This is a genomic window from Pseudoruegeria aquimaris (assembly GCF_900172235.1).
Classification (GTDB): Bacteria; Pseudomonadota; Alphaproteobacteria; order Rhodobacterales; family Rhodobacteraceae; genus Pseudoruegeria; species Pseudoruegeria aquimaris.
The window spans coordinates 28,304-40,826 of record NZ_FWFQ01000005.1 but is presented as its reverse complement, the minus strand read 5'-3'; the positions used below and the strand labels follow the sequence as shown (position 1 = coordinate 40,826).

Here is a 12,523-nt window from a genome sequence, read left to right as displayed (position 1 = left end):
GATCAATGCGCCCGAAACTCAGGAAGGAAAAAGCCATGACGCGCCTTTACGCCATTGTTGCGGCCGCAATCGTGATCGCCATGCTCGGCGTTCTCTGGTTCGTCACCTCAGGCCAGCGCAGCGACGATGTGTTCGCGGCCTGCCGGACCACCAAGATTGCGGGCGGCGCGGGGGCGATCGGCGGCCCCTTCACGCTGGTGAACGGCGAGGGTGAAACCGTGACGGAGGCGGATGTCATCACCGAGCCGACGCTGGTGTACTTCGGCTACACCTTCTGCCCCGATGTCTGCCCGCTGGACAACGTCCGCAACGCCGAGGTGGTGGACCTGCTGGCCGAGAAAGGCATCTCGGCCACTCCCGTCTTCATCTCCATCGATCCCGAGCGGGACACGCCGGAGGTGATGAAGGAATACGGCGAGATCATCCACGAGAAACTGGTGGCGCTCACCGGCACGCCCGAACAGGTGAAAGCCGCCTCCCAAGCCTACAAGACGTATTACCGCAAGCAGGAGAGCGAGGACGACTACTACCTCGTGGATCACTCCACCTTCACCTACCTGATGCTTCCCGAACATGGCTTCGTGGAATTCTTCAACCGTGACATGGGCGCAGCGGAAATGGCTGAAAGCGTGGCCTGTTTCGTCAATGCGGGCTAGCGTGGTTTGACGCCATGGGGCCTTCGCCCTAAACAAAGGCATAGCGAAGGTTTAGCGAAGGGATGACCATGGCCGACCGCGAGCTGGAGGAGATCGGCGAGGACAACACGCTGCTCCTTGTCGACGATGAGGAACCGTTTCTGAAGCGGCTTGCGAGAGCGATGGAGAAGCGCGGCTTCGCCGTGGAGACGGCAGGCTCCGTGGCCGCCGGCCGGGCCTACGCCACCGCCCGCCCTCCGGCCTATGCGGTGGTGGATCTTCGCCTCGAAGACGGTTCCGGGCTCGAAGTGGTGGAGACCCTTCGTGAAACCCGGCCCGACTGCCGCGTCGTGGTGCTCACCGGATACGGCGCCATCGCTACGGCCGTGGCCGCGGTGAAGATCGGCGCGATGGATTACCTTTCCAAGCCCGCCGACGCCAATGACGTGACGGCCGCGCTGCTTGCCCCCGCCGGCGATCTGCCGCCGCCGCCGGAGAACCCGATGTCGGCCGACCGCGTGCGTTGGGAGCACATCCAGCGCGTCTACGAGCTGTGCGACAGGAACGTCAGCGAAACGGCGCGCCGCCTGAACATGCACCGCCGGACGCTTCAGCGCATTCTTGCCAAGCGCAGCCCGCGCTAGGGCTGAGGGCCTCTTGCTGCCTCGTTTTCAGATGGTTGCAGGCGTGGCCCTCTTGCTGGCCGCCTGCAACACCGGCCCAGCGCCGCAGGCGCCGGCCTCTGTGGCCAATGCAGCGGCGGGCCTTGCATTGGCCCCGGACCACCTGCAACCCATCGGCTCCGCCCTGCGGATCGATTTCGGCCGCGCGGAAGCCGGCACCGTGGCGGCCGTGAGCCGCCTCGTCGGCGCACAGCCCCGGGCCCGTATCCCTTGCAGCAATGGCGCAGGCGCGGCACAGCGCTGGGCCAACGGGCTGACGCTGTATTTCCTGCGCGAAGGGCTGCATGGCTGGCGGCTGGAGCCGGGGCGCGGAACGTCCTTGGCCACCGTCGATGGGTATGCGCCGGGTCAGCCCGTCCCGGCGGCCACCGGGCCTTACGTGTTCGAAGCCGACGCATCCGGTCTGACCGCGATCAACGCCGGGGAAAGCTGTCCCTTGGAGTAGATGTTTTGCCCCACGGGGCGGCGCTTTGCGCCACCCCGCGGGACAGCACAGCCCTCACCGCCTTCATTACCCGCTCGGCGCCTCAATCCAGATCGTAGCGTTTGAGGATCTTGTCCACGATTTGCCCGTTGGCCATCCTGTAGCCTTCCCAGCGATCGTAGGTGCGAAAGCCCCGGCTCTGGTAATAGGCGAGCCCACCCTCATTGTCGGCCCGGATGTTGGCGTTGATCCAGGTGGCGCCAAGCGAGATGGCGGCGCTGCGCGTAGCCGTGAACAGGGCGGAACCGATGCCGAGGCCGGACTGCCCGCGTTTCACGAAGGTGGCAATGTCGATCGCTTCGGGCGGCAGGTAATCCATGTCGCCCAGCCACTGGAAGCCGGTAATCTCGCCAGCGTCGTTCACGGCCACGTGCCACGCGGACCGGCCCGGCGCCTGCATCCAGTCGCGCAACGCCCGGGCTGAAACCGGCTCCGTCAGCGCGGTTGTGCCCCCGGCGTCGATGATCTCGTTCAGGATTTCAGCCATGCCCGAGCAATCCGCCGGCCCGGCCCGACGCACCTCAATCATGGCAGGCCGCCATCAATTCGGCATGGCGGGCGGTGAAGGCTTCGCGGACTTCGACGGGCGGCCGGGGGACGATCTTCAGTGATTGCTGCATCGCCTCGGGTGGGCGGCCAAAGAACTTGGTGGCCTCGGCCTCGGAGAAGCCTGCGATCTGCGTGGCTTCGAACCAGGCGCTGATCCTGTCCGCCCGCTTGATCTGCTTCTTCACGGTGGCCGGAATGGCCGCCGGAAGCCCGAAGCGGATGTGGATGGCCGCCGTGAGGCGGGAGTCGAGCTCCCCGTATGCGGCCCCGACGGCGGCTTTCACGGGCGAGATCATGTCTCCGATCACGTATTCGGGTGCATCGTGCAGAAGGGCGGCGAGTTGCCAGCGGGCGGGGGCTTTCGGGTAGAGCTCGCGGAAGAGCGCCTCCACCAGCAGCGAGTGCTCGGCCACGGAATAGGGGAAATCGCCGTGGGTCTGGCCGTTCCAGCGGGCCACGAAGGCCAGCCCGTGGGCGATGTCGGCGATCTCGATGTCCACCGGGGTCGGGTCCAGAAGATCGAGGCGGCGGCCCGAGAGCATGCGCTGCCAGGCACGGGGTTGTTGCGGCATGGCTGTTCGTTCTCACTCACGCTTCATCGTTGCGGGACTCTGCCGTCATGAGACCCCGAGAGGCCACGGGGTGCAAGCCTCGGGCCGTGCGAATGCTGCGGTCCGGTTGCCGCAGGCGGGCGTCGGTGCTATCTGCGCCCCAACATGATCGCGTGAAGGAGCAGCCCGATGGCCGCGGATTACATTGTGAAAGACATCTCCCTTGCCGGCTACGGTCGCAAGGAACTCGATATTGCCGAAACCGAAATGCCGGGCCTGATGGCCCTGCGCGAGGAATACGGCGAGAGCAAACCTCTGAAAGGTGCGCGCATCGTCGGCTCGCTGCACATGACGATCCAGACGGCCGTTCTGATCGAAACGCTCGTCGCGCTGGGCGCGGATGTGCGCTGGGCGTCGTGCAACATCTTCTCCACCCAGGACCACGCCGCCGCTGCCATCGCCGCCGCGGGCATCCCGGTCTTTGCCGTGAAGGGCCAATCGCTGGAGGAGCATTGGGACTACCTCGACAAATCCTTCCTCTTCGAAGACGGCCCGAACCTGATCCTCGACGACGGCGGCGACGCCACGCTCTACGTGCTGCTCGGCGCCCGCGCCGAGGCCGGCGAGGACATCATCCCCGTGCCGACGAGCGAGGAAGAGGCTGTCATCAAGGCGCAGATCGCCAAGCGCATGGCGGCGAGCCCCGGCTGGTTCACCAAGACCCGTGACCAGATCCTCGGCGTTTCGGAAGAAACGACCACCGGCGTGCACCGTCTCTACGAGCTGCAGCGCAACGGCCAGCTGCCCTTCCCGGCGATCAACGTGAACGATTCCGTGACCAAGTCGAAGTTCGACAACAAGTATGGCTGCAAGGAATCGCTCGTGGACGGCATCCGCCGCGCGACCGACACGATGATGGCCGGCAAGGTGGCCGTGGTCTGCGGCTACGGCGACGTGGGCAAGGGCTCCGCCGCTTCCCTGCGTGGTGCCGGTGCGCGCGTGAAGGTGACGGAGGTCGATCCGATCTGCGCGCTCCAGGCGGCGATGGACGGCTACGAGGTTGTTCTGCTGGAAGACGAGGTGAAGACGGCCGACATCTTCATCACCACCACCGGCAACAAGGACATCATCCGCATCGAGCACATGCGCGAGATGAAGGACATGGCCATCGTCGGCAACATCGGCCACTTCGACAACGAGATCCAGGTCGCGGCGCTGAAGAACCACAAGTGGACCAACATCAAGGACCAGGTGGACATGATCGAGATGCCCTCGGGCAACCGCATCATCCTGCTGTCCGAAGGCCGTCTGCTGAACCTCGGCAACGCCACGGGCCACCCCTCCTTCGTGATGTCGGCCTCCTTCACCAACCAGGTGCTGGCGCAGATCGAACTGTTCACCAAGGGCGACGCCTACAAGAACGAAGTCTACGTGCTGCCCAAGCACCTCGACGAAAAGGTGGCCGCCCTGCACCTTGCGAAGGTCGGCGCCAAGCTCACGAAGCTCGATCCCGAGCAGGCCGCCTACATCGGCGTGAAGCCGGAAGGCCCGTTCAAGCCCGAGCATTACCGCTACTGACGGTCGGGCGGGGGGCTCTGCCCCCCGTCCCTGCCGGGACTCCCCCCGAGGTATTTGATGCGAGAGGAAGCGCCGCTCCGCAGGGGGAAAACGGGCGCGATGTTTTCCTTTTGCGCATGCGCCCTTTGGGCTTAGGCTCCTGTCACGAATTCAATGGTGACACCTGGGAGGATGCCTATGGGCAAACGGGATGAACTGATCGCGCAATATGCCGATGATCTGAAGAACAAATGCGGCATGACGCCGGACATGGATCTGCTTGAGAAAGTGACGATCGGCTGCGGCCCGGCGATCTATGATGCCGATGCCTCCACCGTCGCGGCGACGCAGGAAAGCGAGCTGGAAACGGTGAAGAACAACTTCCTGATCAAGAAGCTCGGGCTGGCCGACGGCCCCGAACTGATGGACGCGATCAACGCCGTCATCGAAACCTACGGCAAATCCGAGCGCAACAAGTATCGCGCTGTGGTCTACTACATGCTGGTGAAGCATTTCGGCAAGGAATCCGTCTACGGCTGACGCGCTGCGACGGTGTATTTCGAATGAGCCCCGAGGAGCACTCCCGGGGCTCTTTTTCTTGCTTGTTCCAGCCCGGATCAGCCGTCCACGCGCGTGTAGGTATAGGCGCTGGCGTCGGCGGGAACCGGGATCGGTGCGGGCGTGCGGAGCACGGTGATCGTCGCGGGCCGGCCTTCCACGTGGGTGTAGCCGGCGATGGGATCGTAGAAATATTCACCGTTGACGATGAGGCAGCGCATCGGGGCGACGCCCGTGCAGGGCTGGGTTTCCGCCGCGATGTCGAACGTCAGAAACTCGCCTTCCTCGGGGGCCGTCGATACGCAGCCCGCAATGGGCAGAAGGGCGAGACAGAGCGCGGCGGCGCGCATGTCAGAAAAGCCCGAGGACGGTGCCGATCACCGTGCAGCCGATGGTGGCGTAGCCGCCGTCGATCAGGATCAACCGGCGCGGGCGCCCTGCGAAGGTGTAGTTCGTCGCGATCCACGGTGTGGCGATGAAGAGGCCGAGCCCGAGGCCGGCGACGAGCCCTTTGCCGAGACCGTCGATGCCGCCGAGAGCGAAGACGTGGCGCATCATGCCGGCGACGATGACCAGGCAGAGGAGGCTGGTGATGTAGGGGATCGGATCCTTCGCGTTCTTCGGCCGACCGTCTTCGCCGCGCTCCACGCCCGCGGCCTCCATCCAAGGTTCGGCCAGGCGCATGTACCAGACGGCGCCGAAGGCGTAGGCGGCCAGTGCCGCCACGATCACGCTCACAAAATCCATCGCGTTTCTCCCTGATGAAAACGATGGGGTAACTATGCCCGCGCCCGTCAGGCGCGCCTAGGGTTTTTCACTCCTGCCGGGGTGGCCATCTGCCGAAACAGGGGCTGACTCAGCCGGAATAGCCGCCCATTTCGCAGATCAGCGCCCATTCGGCTTCGGTGACGGGTTGCACCGAAAGCCGGGTGTTGTTGACGAGCACCATGTCGGCGAGGCGGGGTTCGGCCTTGCACATCTCCAGCGTCACCGGCCGCGGCAGGGGCGCGACGGCCTTGATGTCCACGCACTCCCAGCGGGGATCATCCGTGGTGCTGTCGGGGTGGGCCTCGGCGCAGACCTTGACGATGCCGACGATTTTCTTGTCTTTCTGGGAGAGGTAGAAGAAGCCGAGATCACCAAGCTTCATCTGGCGCATCATGTTGCGCGCCTGGTAGTTGCGCACCCCGTCCCATTCCTCGCCGGCCTCGCCCTTCGCCACCTGCTGCTCCCAGCTCCAGGTGGAGGCTTCGGATTTGAACAGCCAGTATGCCATCAGCCGATCACCCGGTTCCACGGGATCAGTTCGACGGAGGCAAACAGCCCGGCCTTGCCGTAGGGATCGCCGGCCACGAAAGCCTCGGCCTCGGCCATGTCGGCCACTTCGAGGATGATGAGCGAGCCGCACATGGCGCCTTCGGCGTCCAGCAGGGGGCCAGCCTGTTCCACCGCAGGGGTGGATTTCAGATAGGCGACGTGATCGGGGCGGTTCGCCACGCGGATATCGAGGGCGCCGGGTTTGTCCTTGGCGATGAGGGCTACTTTCATCGGGTCATTCCTCCTTGAGGGGGCGGGAGAGCAGCGCTTCCACTGCTTCCCTGATCGTTATCCTGTTTTCCAGAACCGAAGCCACCACCGAGGTGATCGGCATCTCGGCGACGTTCTGCCGTGCGAGCCGCGCAACGGCCCGCGCCGTGGCGGCGCCTTCCACCGTCTTGCCGGCATCGAAGGTTTCGGCGCGGCCCAGGGCCAGCCCGAAGGAGAAGTTGCGGCTCTTCTCCGAGGTGCAGGTCAGGGCCAGATCGCCGAAGCCGGAGAGGCCGGACAGCGTTTCCGGTTGGGCGCCGAGCTGACGGGCGAGGCGCTGCATTTCGGCGAAGCCCCGGGTCATCACCGCGGCGCGGGCGCTTTCGCCGAGCCCGGCGCCGATCGTGACGCCGCAGGCGATCGCGATCACGTTCTTCAACGCGCCGCCCAGTTCAGCGCCGGTGGTGTCGGTGGTGCGGTAGAGGCGCAGGGTCTCGGTGGAGAGCGTGGACTGCAGGCGCCGGGCGGCGGCTTCATCGCGGCAGGCCAGCGTCAACGCCGTGGGGAGGCCGCGCGCGATGTCGATGGCGAAGCTGGGGCCTGTCAGGATGGCCGAAACCGCGCCGGGGCAGGCGGCGGAGATGGTGGCCGTGGGCCCGAGCCCGGTTTCCAGATCGACGCCCTTGCAGCAGGCAACGATTGCGCCGGAGGCGAAGCGGTGGCCGTTCTTTGCGAGGAAGCCCGCGATCTGCTGCATCGGGATGGCCAGCAACAGGGTGTTGGCGGACATCGCGCCGATTTCAGCCGTAACAGTGACGTTTTCGGGGAGTTCAACGCCGGGAAGGCGCCGGGAGTTCTGGCGTGTGTTCGCCATTTCCTCGGCGTGGGTGGCGCTGCGTGCCCAGAGCGTCACGGGGGTGCCGCCGCGAGCGATCGTGATGGCGAGAGCCGTGCCGAAGGCGCCGGCGCCCAGAACGGCCACGCTCATGCCTTGGCTCCTTTCTTGCCGGACCCGAGCAGGGCGGGGCTTCGCCTGTCGAGCGGCCAGCGCGGGCGTGCGGCGAGGTCCATCCCGTCGCTTGCGCCCCCGACGAAGCGTTCGAGCCCTGCCCAGGCGATCATCGCGGCGTTGTCCGTGCACAGAGTCAGCGGCGGCGCGAGGAAGCGCACGCCCATTCCGCGGCAGAGGTTCTCGAGCCCGGACCGGATGGCGCGGTTTGCCGATACGCCCCCGGCCACGGCGAAGACGGGCGTTTCGGGCGCGCTTTCGAGGTACTGCTCCAGCGCGCGGCGGGATTTCTCGGCCAGCACATCGCAGACCGCGGCCTGGAAGCTGGCGCAGAGATCGGCACGGTCCTGCCGCGTGAGCCCACCCTTTTCGGCTACGATGCCGTCACGGGCGCGCAGCACGGCGGTTTTCAGGCCGGAAAAGCTCATGTCGCAGCCGGGGCGGTCCAGCAGCGGACGGGGCAGGGAAAAGGCTCTGATATTGCCCGATTGGGCGTCTCTCTCGACTTCGGGCCCGCCGGGTTGGGGCAGGCCGAGCAGGCGGGCCACCTTGTCGAAAGCTTCGCCGGGAGCATCGTCGATGGTGCCGCCGAGACGGGTGTAGGTTTCCGGCCCCGAAGCGATCAGGAACTGGCAGTGCCCGCCTGAAACGAGAAGCATGAGGTAGGGGAAAGCCACGCCATCGGTGAGCCGGGGCGTGAGCGCATGGCCGGCAAGGTGGTTCACACCGACGAGCGGCAGCCCGGCCCCGGCGGCCAGACCCTTGGCGCACATCACGCCGGAGAGCACGCCCCCGATCAGCCCGGGCCCGGCCGTCACCGCGATCCCGTCAAGATCGGCGAGGGCGAAGCCGGCTTCCGAAAGCGCCTCATCCACGCAGACATCCAGTTTCTCGGCATGGGCGCGCGCCGCGATCTCGGGCACGACGCCGCCATAGGCCGCGTGCAGGGCGGCCTGCCCGGCCACCACGCTGGACAGGATCTCGCCACGCCCGTCGGGCAGGCGGCGCACCACGGCGGCGGCCGTATCGTCGCAGCTGCTTTCGAGCCCGAGGAAAGTGAGCGGTTGGATCATCCGGTTCGTGCCAGTTGCCGGTAGGGTCCATGGCAGGTAACACTTGGCAGGCCCCCAGACAATGCCGCAGGCGATACCGTGCCAGAGCCAACGCCCCGAAACCATCCGAACATACCGGACAACCCCGCCGGCAGGCCGGTGATTCTGCTGACGCGCCCCCGGGTGGCGTCGGAGCGCTTTGCCGGCCAGCTCGAGGCCAGGATCGGTGGCTCCGCACGCATCGTCGTGGCGCCGCTGGCGGAGATCGTGCCGACCCATGCACCGGTGCCTGATCCGGATGCCTTCGATTTCGTGGTTTTCACCTCCGAGAACGGCGCCGCGATGCTGGGGGGGGCACCCCGGCGGCTGCCGTGCTACTGCGTCGGCGCCCGAACGGCCGAGGCCGCGCAGGGGTTGGGCTACGAGCCCGCCCATGTGGCCCGCGACGTTTCGGCTCTGATCCGGCATCTTTTGGCGCATCCGCCGACCGGGCAGGGGCTGTATGCCCGCGGCGTTCAGGTGAGCCACCCGCTGGCGGAGGCCCTGGCGGAGGAGGGCATCCGGATCACCGAAACGATGCTCTACCGGCAGGCGCCGCAGAACTGGAGCGGCGCCCTGGTGGCCGAGATCACGGGCGCGGACGTGATCGCGCCCCTCTTCTCGCCGCATATCGCCCGGCGGTTCCGGGCTTCCCTGGAGGTGTCGGGCCTGCGGGCCGCGGCGGTGGCCCTCAGCCCGTCCGTCGCGGCGGCGCTGGGCCCTGATTTCAGGGGGGAAATCCACACCTGCGCCGCACCGGACGCGGAATCCATGTGCACGGCCGTCGAGGGGCTATTGGACGCATGGGGCAAACTTGAGCAGGCAGGGTCGCCAAGCTAGTGTGGGCCTGCTGCCGCACTGCGGCGTGATTCATTTAAGGGGTCGGAGGGGGTTTTGTTCCGTGGCCAACAATAAGAACAAGCAAGACAAGGACGAAGGTGCCAAACCGGAGGATCTGCCGGAAGAGCCTCGGCAACCCGACCAGCCCGAAGCCTCGGCCGACCTGCCACCGAAGGACGAACCTGAACTGGAACCCGAAGACCCCGCGGATCTGGACGACAGCTTCGATGATGGCGTCCAGCTTGGGGTCTCGGAGGAAGACCTTGCCGACATGCAGGCCCTCGACGGAGTGAGCGACGAGGAACTGGACTCCATCGTCGCCGATATCGAGGCGCCCGAGGCACCGGTTGATCCGGTGGCCCCCGCGACCCCGGCCCAGCCTGCGGGCGAAGGAAAAGGCGGCAGCGTCCTCCCGGCTCTGCTGGGTGGCGTCGTCGCGGCCGGTATCGGATTCGCGGCAGCGTGGTTCCTGATGCCGGCGCAGCAGCAGAATACCGAAACGCTGGAAGCTGCCCTTGCGTCCCAGAACGAGACGATCGCGGCGCTGCGCGAGGAGATTGCACGCATGGCCGAGGCCTCGGCGCAAGGCCCGCAGGCCAGCGCGGAGCTTGCGGAGGTCATGGCCTCGGTTCAGGCCGGGCTGTCGCAGGAGATCTCCGGCCAGATTTCCCAGGTGGCCGCGCAGGTGGCTGCCATCAATGCCGGGCTCGAAGCCGTGGATTCGCGCCTCACCGAAGCCGAGAAGCGCCCGGTGACGGAAGCTGCCGGCGCCGCGGCGGCCGTCTCGGCCTACGAGCAGGAGCTCGAAACCCTCCGCGCCGCTCTGGAAGAGCAGAAAACGGCGATGCAATCCCTTTCGGCCGAAGCGCAGGCCGAAGCCGAAGCGCGCGCGCAGCAGGCCGCCGAACTGGCGGAGATCGCCAAGGCCGAAGCCGCCGCCGCCATCACCCGCGCCTCGCTGATCGAGATCAAGCACGCGCTGGACAGCGGCGCACCCTTTGCAGAGGCCGTCGCTCGCCTGTCTGAAAGCGCGCCGCAGCCCGTGCCCGAGGCGCTCGCCGCCGCCGCGGAGAGCGGCGTGCGCCCCCTGTCTCGGTTGCAGGAAGAGTTTCCCGAAGCGGCAAGGGCGGTTCTCGACGTGACGATCCGTGCCGAGAATGCCCAGACGATGAGTGAAAGGGTCATGGCCTTCCTGCGCAACCAGACCGGGGCCAGAAGCCTCGCACCGCGCGAAGGCGATGATCCGGATGCCATTCTCTCGCGGGCGGAAGCAGCCCTGCGTCAGGGCGATCTCGAGGCCGCCCTCGCCGAACTGGAGCAGTTGCCCGAGACGGGCAAGGCCGCCATCGCGGACTGGCTCGATGCAGCCAGAACCCGCGCCAATACCGTGAAGGCCGCGCAGGAGTTTGCGCTGGGCCTGGACGCAAGCCAAGGATAACGCCCCATGCTCTGGTCCCTTCTGAAAATTCTTGTCTTCGTCGCCCTTGTCGCCGCGCTCGCCTATGGTGCCGGCTTCCTGATGGAAAGCGATGAAGGCCTGCGGCTGGTGGTTGCCGGCACGGAATTCACCCTTGGCCCGCTTCAGGCCGTCATCGCGATGATCATTCTTTTCGGGCTGGTCTGGCTGGCGATGAAACTGGCCGGTCTGCTGGTTGCGGTGCTGCGTTTCCTGACCGGGGACGAAACCGCCCTGTCCCGCTATTTCGACCGCAGCCGCGAGCGCCGGGGCTATCAGGCGCTGTCGGACGCGATGCTGGCGCTGGCTTCCGGCGAGGCACGGCTTGCCTCCGTGCGCGCGGCCAAGGCCGAGAAATACCTCGGCAAGCCCGAGCTCACCAACCTCATCAGCGCGCAGGCCGCCGAGATGAACGGCGATACCCGCAAGGCGCAGGAGATCTACAAGAAGCTCCTGCAACATGATGCGTCGCGCTTCGTCGGTGTCCGCGGGTTGATGAAACAGCGCCTCGAAGCCGGTGATACGGAAACCGCGCTCAAGCTTGCGGAGAAGGCGCTGGCGATCAAGCCGAAGCACGTGGAGACGCAGGATACCGTGCTGAAGCTCCAAGCCGATGCCGGCGACTGGGAGGGCGCGCGCAAGACCCTCAGCACCAAGCTGCGCTACGGCGCGATTCCGCGCGATCTGCACAAACGCCGCGATGCGGTGCTGGCGCTGTCCGAGGCCATGGACGCCGAGCGCGACGGGCGCGAGGACGCCGCCCATGCCAAGGCGCTCGAAGCCAACCGCATGTCGCCGGAACTCGTGCCGGCCGCCGTGAGGGCGGCCAAGGCCGAGATCGCCCGGGGCAAGCATCGTCAGGCGACGAAACTTCTGAAAAAGGCTTGGCAGGCGCAGCCGCACCCGGATCTGGCAGCCGCCTTCGCGGCCATCGCCCCGGAGGAGGCCCCGGAGGCCCGCATCAAGCGGTTCACGGCGCTCACGTCGCTCAAGCCCGATCACCCTGAAACCAAGATGCTGCTGGCTGAACTCTACATCGCGGCCGAGGATTTCCCCGCCGCGCGCAAGGCGTTGGGCGATCTGGCCGAGGCCGATCCCACGGTGCGCAGCCTCACCCTGATGGCGGCCATAGAACGCGGCGAGGGCGGCGATGATTCGGCCGTGCGCGGCTGGCTGACCAAGGCGCTCACCGCCTCCCGCGGCCCGCAGTGGGTGTGCGATTCCTGCGCCAATCCGCATACGGAATGGACGCCGGTCTGTCTGCACTGCGGAAGTTTCGATACCCTGAGCTGGAAGGTTCCGCCGGCGAAATCCGCCGCGATGCCTGCCTCCACGGAAATGCTGCCGCTGATCGTGGGCGCGCTGGAAGCCCCGCAAGCCGAGGCCCCGGAACCCGAATCAGAGCCGGTGGAAGAAGCCAACGGAGAGGTTAAAGCGGATGCCGGCACGGCAGAGGAGCCGGGGCCTGTGGTCGTCAATGGCGAGGCTCCCGCAAGCGAAGCCGCCGCGCCGCCGGCCCCGGCAGCGGACTACGTGGTGGAGGCGGAAGTCGTGGAGAACGGCAAAGACGAAAAAGCATGATT

The 12,523-nt window shown here is 66.6% G+C and carries 16 protein-coding genes; 8 read left to right on the top strand and 8 right to left on the bottom strand.

From position 1 onward, the window contains the following. Positions 1-35 precede the first annotated feature (35 nt). The 3 genes from PSA7680_RS04980 (at position 36) to PSA7680_RS04970 (ending at position 1,763) form a co-directional block, all read left to right on the top strand. Positions 36-656, top strand: coding sequence for an SCO family protein (locus PSA7680_RS04980; RefSeq protein WP_085867566.1), 621 nt, complete (start codon positions 36-38; stop codon positions 654-656). A gap of 68 nt (positions 657-724) precedes the next feature. Then, positions 725-1,279, top strand: a complete 555-nt coding sequence (locus PSA7680_RS04975; protein WP_085867662.1) for an ActR/PrrA/RegA family redox response regulator transcription factor — start codon at positions 725-727, stop codon at positions 1,277-1,279. Between the two features lie 43 nt (positions 1,280-1,322). Next, positions 1,323-1,763 carry a hypothetical protein gene (locus tag PSA7680_RS04970; RefSeq protein WP_139838557.1) on the top strand — a complete coding sequence of 147 codons (441 nt, stop codon included), beginning with the start codon at positions 1,323-1,325 and terminating at the stop codon, positions 1,761-1,763. 82 nt (positions 1,764-1,845) lie between these two features. On the opposite strand, the gene PSA7680_RS04965 is transcribed toward PSA7680_RS04970, so the two are convergent. Further along, entirely contained in the window at positions 1,846-2,331 is a 486-nt protein-coding gene (locus tag PSA7680_RS04965) for a GNAT family N-acetyltransferase (RefSeq protein ID WP_085867564.1), read from the bottom strand. After that, positions 2,324-2,923 (bottom strand): HD domain-containing protein, encoded by a 600-nt coding sequence (locus tag PSA7680_RS04960; protein WP_085867563.1) that lies wholly within the window; start codon positions 2,921-2,923, stop codon positions 2,324-2,326. The genes PSA7680_RS04965 and PSA7680_RS04960 overlap by 8 nt, the downstream gene beginning before the upstream one ends. Before the next feature lie 168 nt (positions 2,924-3,091). Here PSA7680_RS04960 and ahcY point away from each other — a divergent pair, with 168 nt between their 5' ends. After that, complete coding sequence (gene ahcY / locus PSA7680_RS04955) at positions 3,092-4,480, top strand: adenosylhomocysteinase (RefSeq protein WP_085867562.1); 1,389 nt, start codon at positions 3,092-3,094, stop codon at positions 4,478-4,480. A 177-nt stretch (positions 4,481-4,657) separates the two neighbouring features. After that, complete coding sequence (locus PSA7680_RS04950; RefSeq protein ID WP_085867561.1) at positions 4,658-4,999, top strand: DUF2853 family protein; 342 nt, start codon at positions 4,658-4,660, stop codon at positions 4,997-4,999. Positions 5,000-5,076: 77 nt separating this feature from the next. Here the strand turns inward: PSA7680_RS04950 and PSA7680_RS04945 are convergent, their stop codons facing one another. The 6 genes from PSA7680_RS04945 to tsaD all read right to left on the bottom strand — a co-directional run bounded on the left by PSA7680_RS04945 (position 5,077) and on the right by tsaD (position 8,626). Then, positions 5,077-5,367: a DUF4377 domain-containing protein gene (locus tag PSA7680_RS04945; protein ID WP_085867560.1), complete on the bottom strand. Its 291-nt coding sequence runs from the start codon at positions 5,365-5,367 to the stop codon at positions 5,077-5,079. A gap of 1 nt (position 5,368) precedes the next feature. Next, a complete protein-coding gene (locus PSA7680_RS04940; RefSeq protein ID WP_085867559.1) occupies positions 5,369-5,764 on the bottom strand; it encodes a DUF1761 domain-containing protein in 396 nt (131 codons plus the stop codon). Between the two features lie 109 nt (positions 5,765-5,873). Beyond that, positions 5,874-6,293: an EVE domain-containing protein gene (locus PSA7680_RS04935; RefSeq protein ID WP_085867558.1), complete on the bottom strand. Its 420-nt coding sequence runs from the start codon at positions 6,291-6,293 to the stop codon at positions 5,874-5,876. Further along, positions 6,293-6,565, bottom strand: a complete 273-nt coding sequence (locus PSA7680_RS04930; RefSeq protein ID WP_085867557.1) for a YciI family protein — start codon at positions 6,563-6,565, stop codon at positions 6,293-6,295. Before PSA7680_RS04930 ends, PSA7680_RS04935 begins: the two co-directional genes overlap by 1 nt. Before the next feature lie 4 nt (positions 6,566-6,569). Then, positions 6,570-7,532, bottom strand: a complete 963-nt coding sequence (locus PSA7680_RS04925) for an NAD(P)H-dependent glycerol-3-phosphate dehydrogenase (RefSeq protein WP_085867556.1) — start codon at positions 7,530-7,532, stop codon at positions 6,570-6,572. Next, positions 7,529-8,626 (bottom strand): tRNA (adenosine(37)-N6)-threonylcarbamoyltransferase complex transferase subunit TsaD, encoded by a 1,098-nt coding sequence (gene tsaD, locus PSA7680_RS04920; RefSeq protein WP_085867555.1) that lies wholly within the window; start codon positions 8,624-8,626, stop codon positions 7,529-7,531. Before tsaD ends, PSA7680_RS04925 begins: the two co-directional genes overlap by 4 nt. Positions 8,627-8,764: 138 nt before the next feature. On the opposite strand from tsaD, the gene PSA7680_RS04915 reads away from it, so the two are divergent. The 3 genes from PSA7680_RS04915 to PSA7680_RS04905 all read left to right on the top strand — a co-directional run bounded on the left by PSA7680_RS04915 (position 8,765) and on the right by PSA7680_RS04905 (position 12,521). Then, the gene (locus PSA7680_RS04915; protein ID WP_176244079.1) at positions 8,765-9,484 is read left to right on the top strand and encodes a uroporphyrinogen-III synthase; all 720 of its coding nucleotides are present in this window, start codon (positions 8,765-8,767) and stop codon (positions 9,482-9,484) included. A 61-nt stretch (positions 9,485-9,545) separates the two neighbouring features. Continuing rightward, a complete protein-coding gene (locus PSA7680_RS04910) occupies positions 9,546-10,922 on the top strand; it encodes a mitofilin family membrane protein (protein WP_085867553.1) in 1,377 nt (458 codons plus the stop codon). Positions 10,923-10,928: 6 nt separating this feature from the next. Beyond that, positions 10,929-12,521: a heme biosynthesis protein HemY gene (locus tag PSA7680_RS04905; RefSeq protein ID WP_085867552.1), complete on the top strand. Its 1,593-nt coding sequence runs from the start codon at positions 10,929-10,931 to the stop codon at positions 12,519-12,521. The last annotated feature ends 2 nt before the right edge of the window (positions 12,522-12,523 follow it).

What these genes read in the sequence shown, in the direction of transcription:
- PSA7680_RS04980 (WP_085867566.1), top strand. Translation starts at nt 36, where the DNA reads ATGACGCGCCTTTACGCCATTGTTGCGGCCGCAATCGTGATCGCCATG.
- PSA7680_RS04975 (WP_085867662.1), top strand. Translation starts at nt 725, where the DNA reads ATGGCCGACCGCGAGCTGGAGGAGATCGGCGAGGACAACACGCTGCTC.
- PSA7680_RS04965 (WP_085867564.1), bottom strand. Translation starts at nt 2,331, where the DNA reads ATGATTGAGGTGCGTCGGGCCGGGCCGGCGGATTGCTCGGGCATGGCT.
- PSA7680_RS04960 (WP_085867563.1), bottom strand. Translation starts at nt 2,923, where the DNA reads ATGCCGCAACAACCCCGTGCCTGGCAGCGCATGCTCTCGGGCCGCCGC.
- ahcY (WP_085867562.1), top strand. Translation starts at nt 3,092, where the DNA reads ATGGCCGCGGATTACATTGTGAAAGACATCTCCCTTGCCGGCTACGGT.
- PSA7680_RS04950 (WP_085867561.1), top strand. Translation starts at nt 4,658, where the DNA reads ATGGGCAAACGGGATGAACTGATCGCGCAATATGCCGATGATCTGAAG.
- PSA7680_RS04945 (WP_085867560.1), bottom strand. Translation starts at nt 5,367, where the DNA reads ATGCGCGCCGCCGCGCTCTGTCTCGCCCTTCTGCCCATTGCGGGCTGC.
- PSA7680_RS04940 (WP_085867559.1), bottom strand. Translation starts at nt 5,764, where the DNA reads ATGGATTTTGTGAGCGTGATCGTGGCGGCACTGGCCGCCTACGCCTTC.
- PSA7680_RS04935 (WP_085867558.1), bottom strand. Translation starts at nt 6,293, where the DNA reads ATGGCATACTGGCTGTTCAAATCCGAAGCCTCCACCTGGAGCTGGGAG.
- PSA7680_RS04930 (WP_085867557.1), bottom strand. Translation starts at nt 6,565, where the DNA reads ATGAAAGTAGCCCTCATCGCCAAGGACAAACCCGGCGCCCTCGATATC.
- PSA7680_RS04925 (WP_085867556.1), bottom strand. Translation starts at nt 7,532, where the DNA reads ATGAGCGTGGCCGTTCTGGGCGCCGGCGCCTTCGGCACGGCTCTCGCC.
- tsaD (WP_085867555.1), bottom strand. Translation starts at nt 8,626, where the DNA reads ATGATCCAACCGCTCACTTTCCTCGGGCTCGAAAGCAGCTGCGACGAT.
- PSA7680_RS04905 (WP_085867552.1), top strand. Translation starts at nt 10,929, where the DNA reads ATGCTCTGGTCCCTTCTGAAAATTCTTGTCTTCGTCGCCCTTGTCGCC.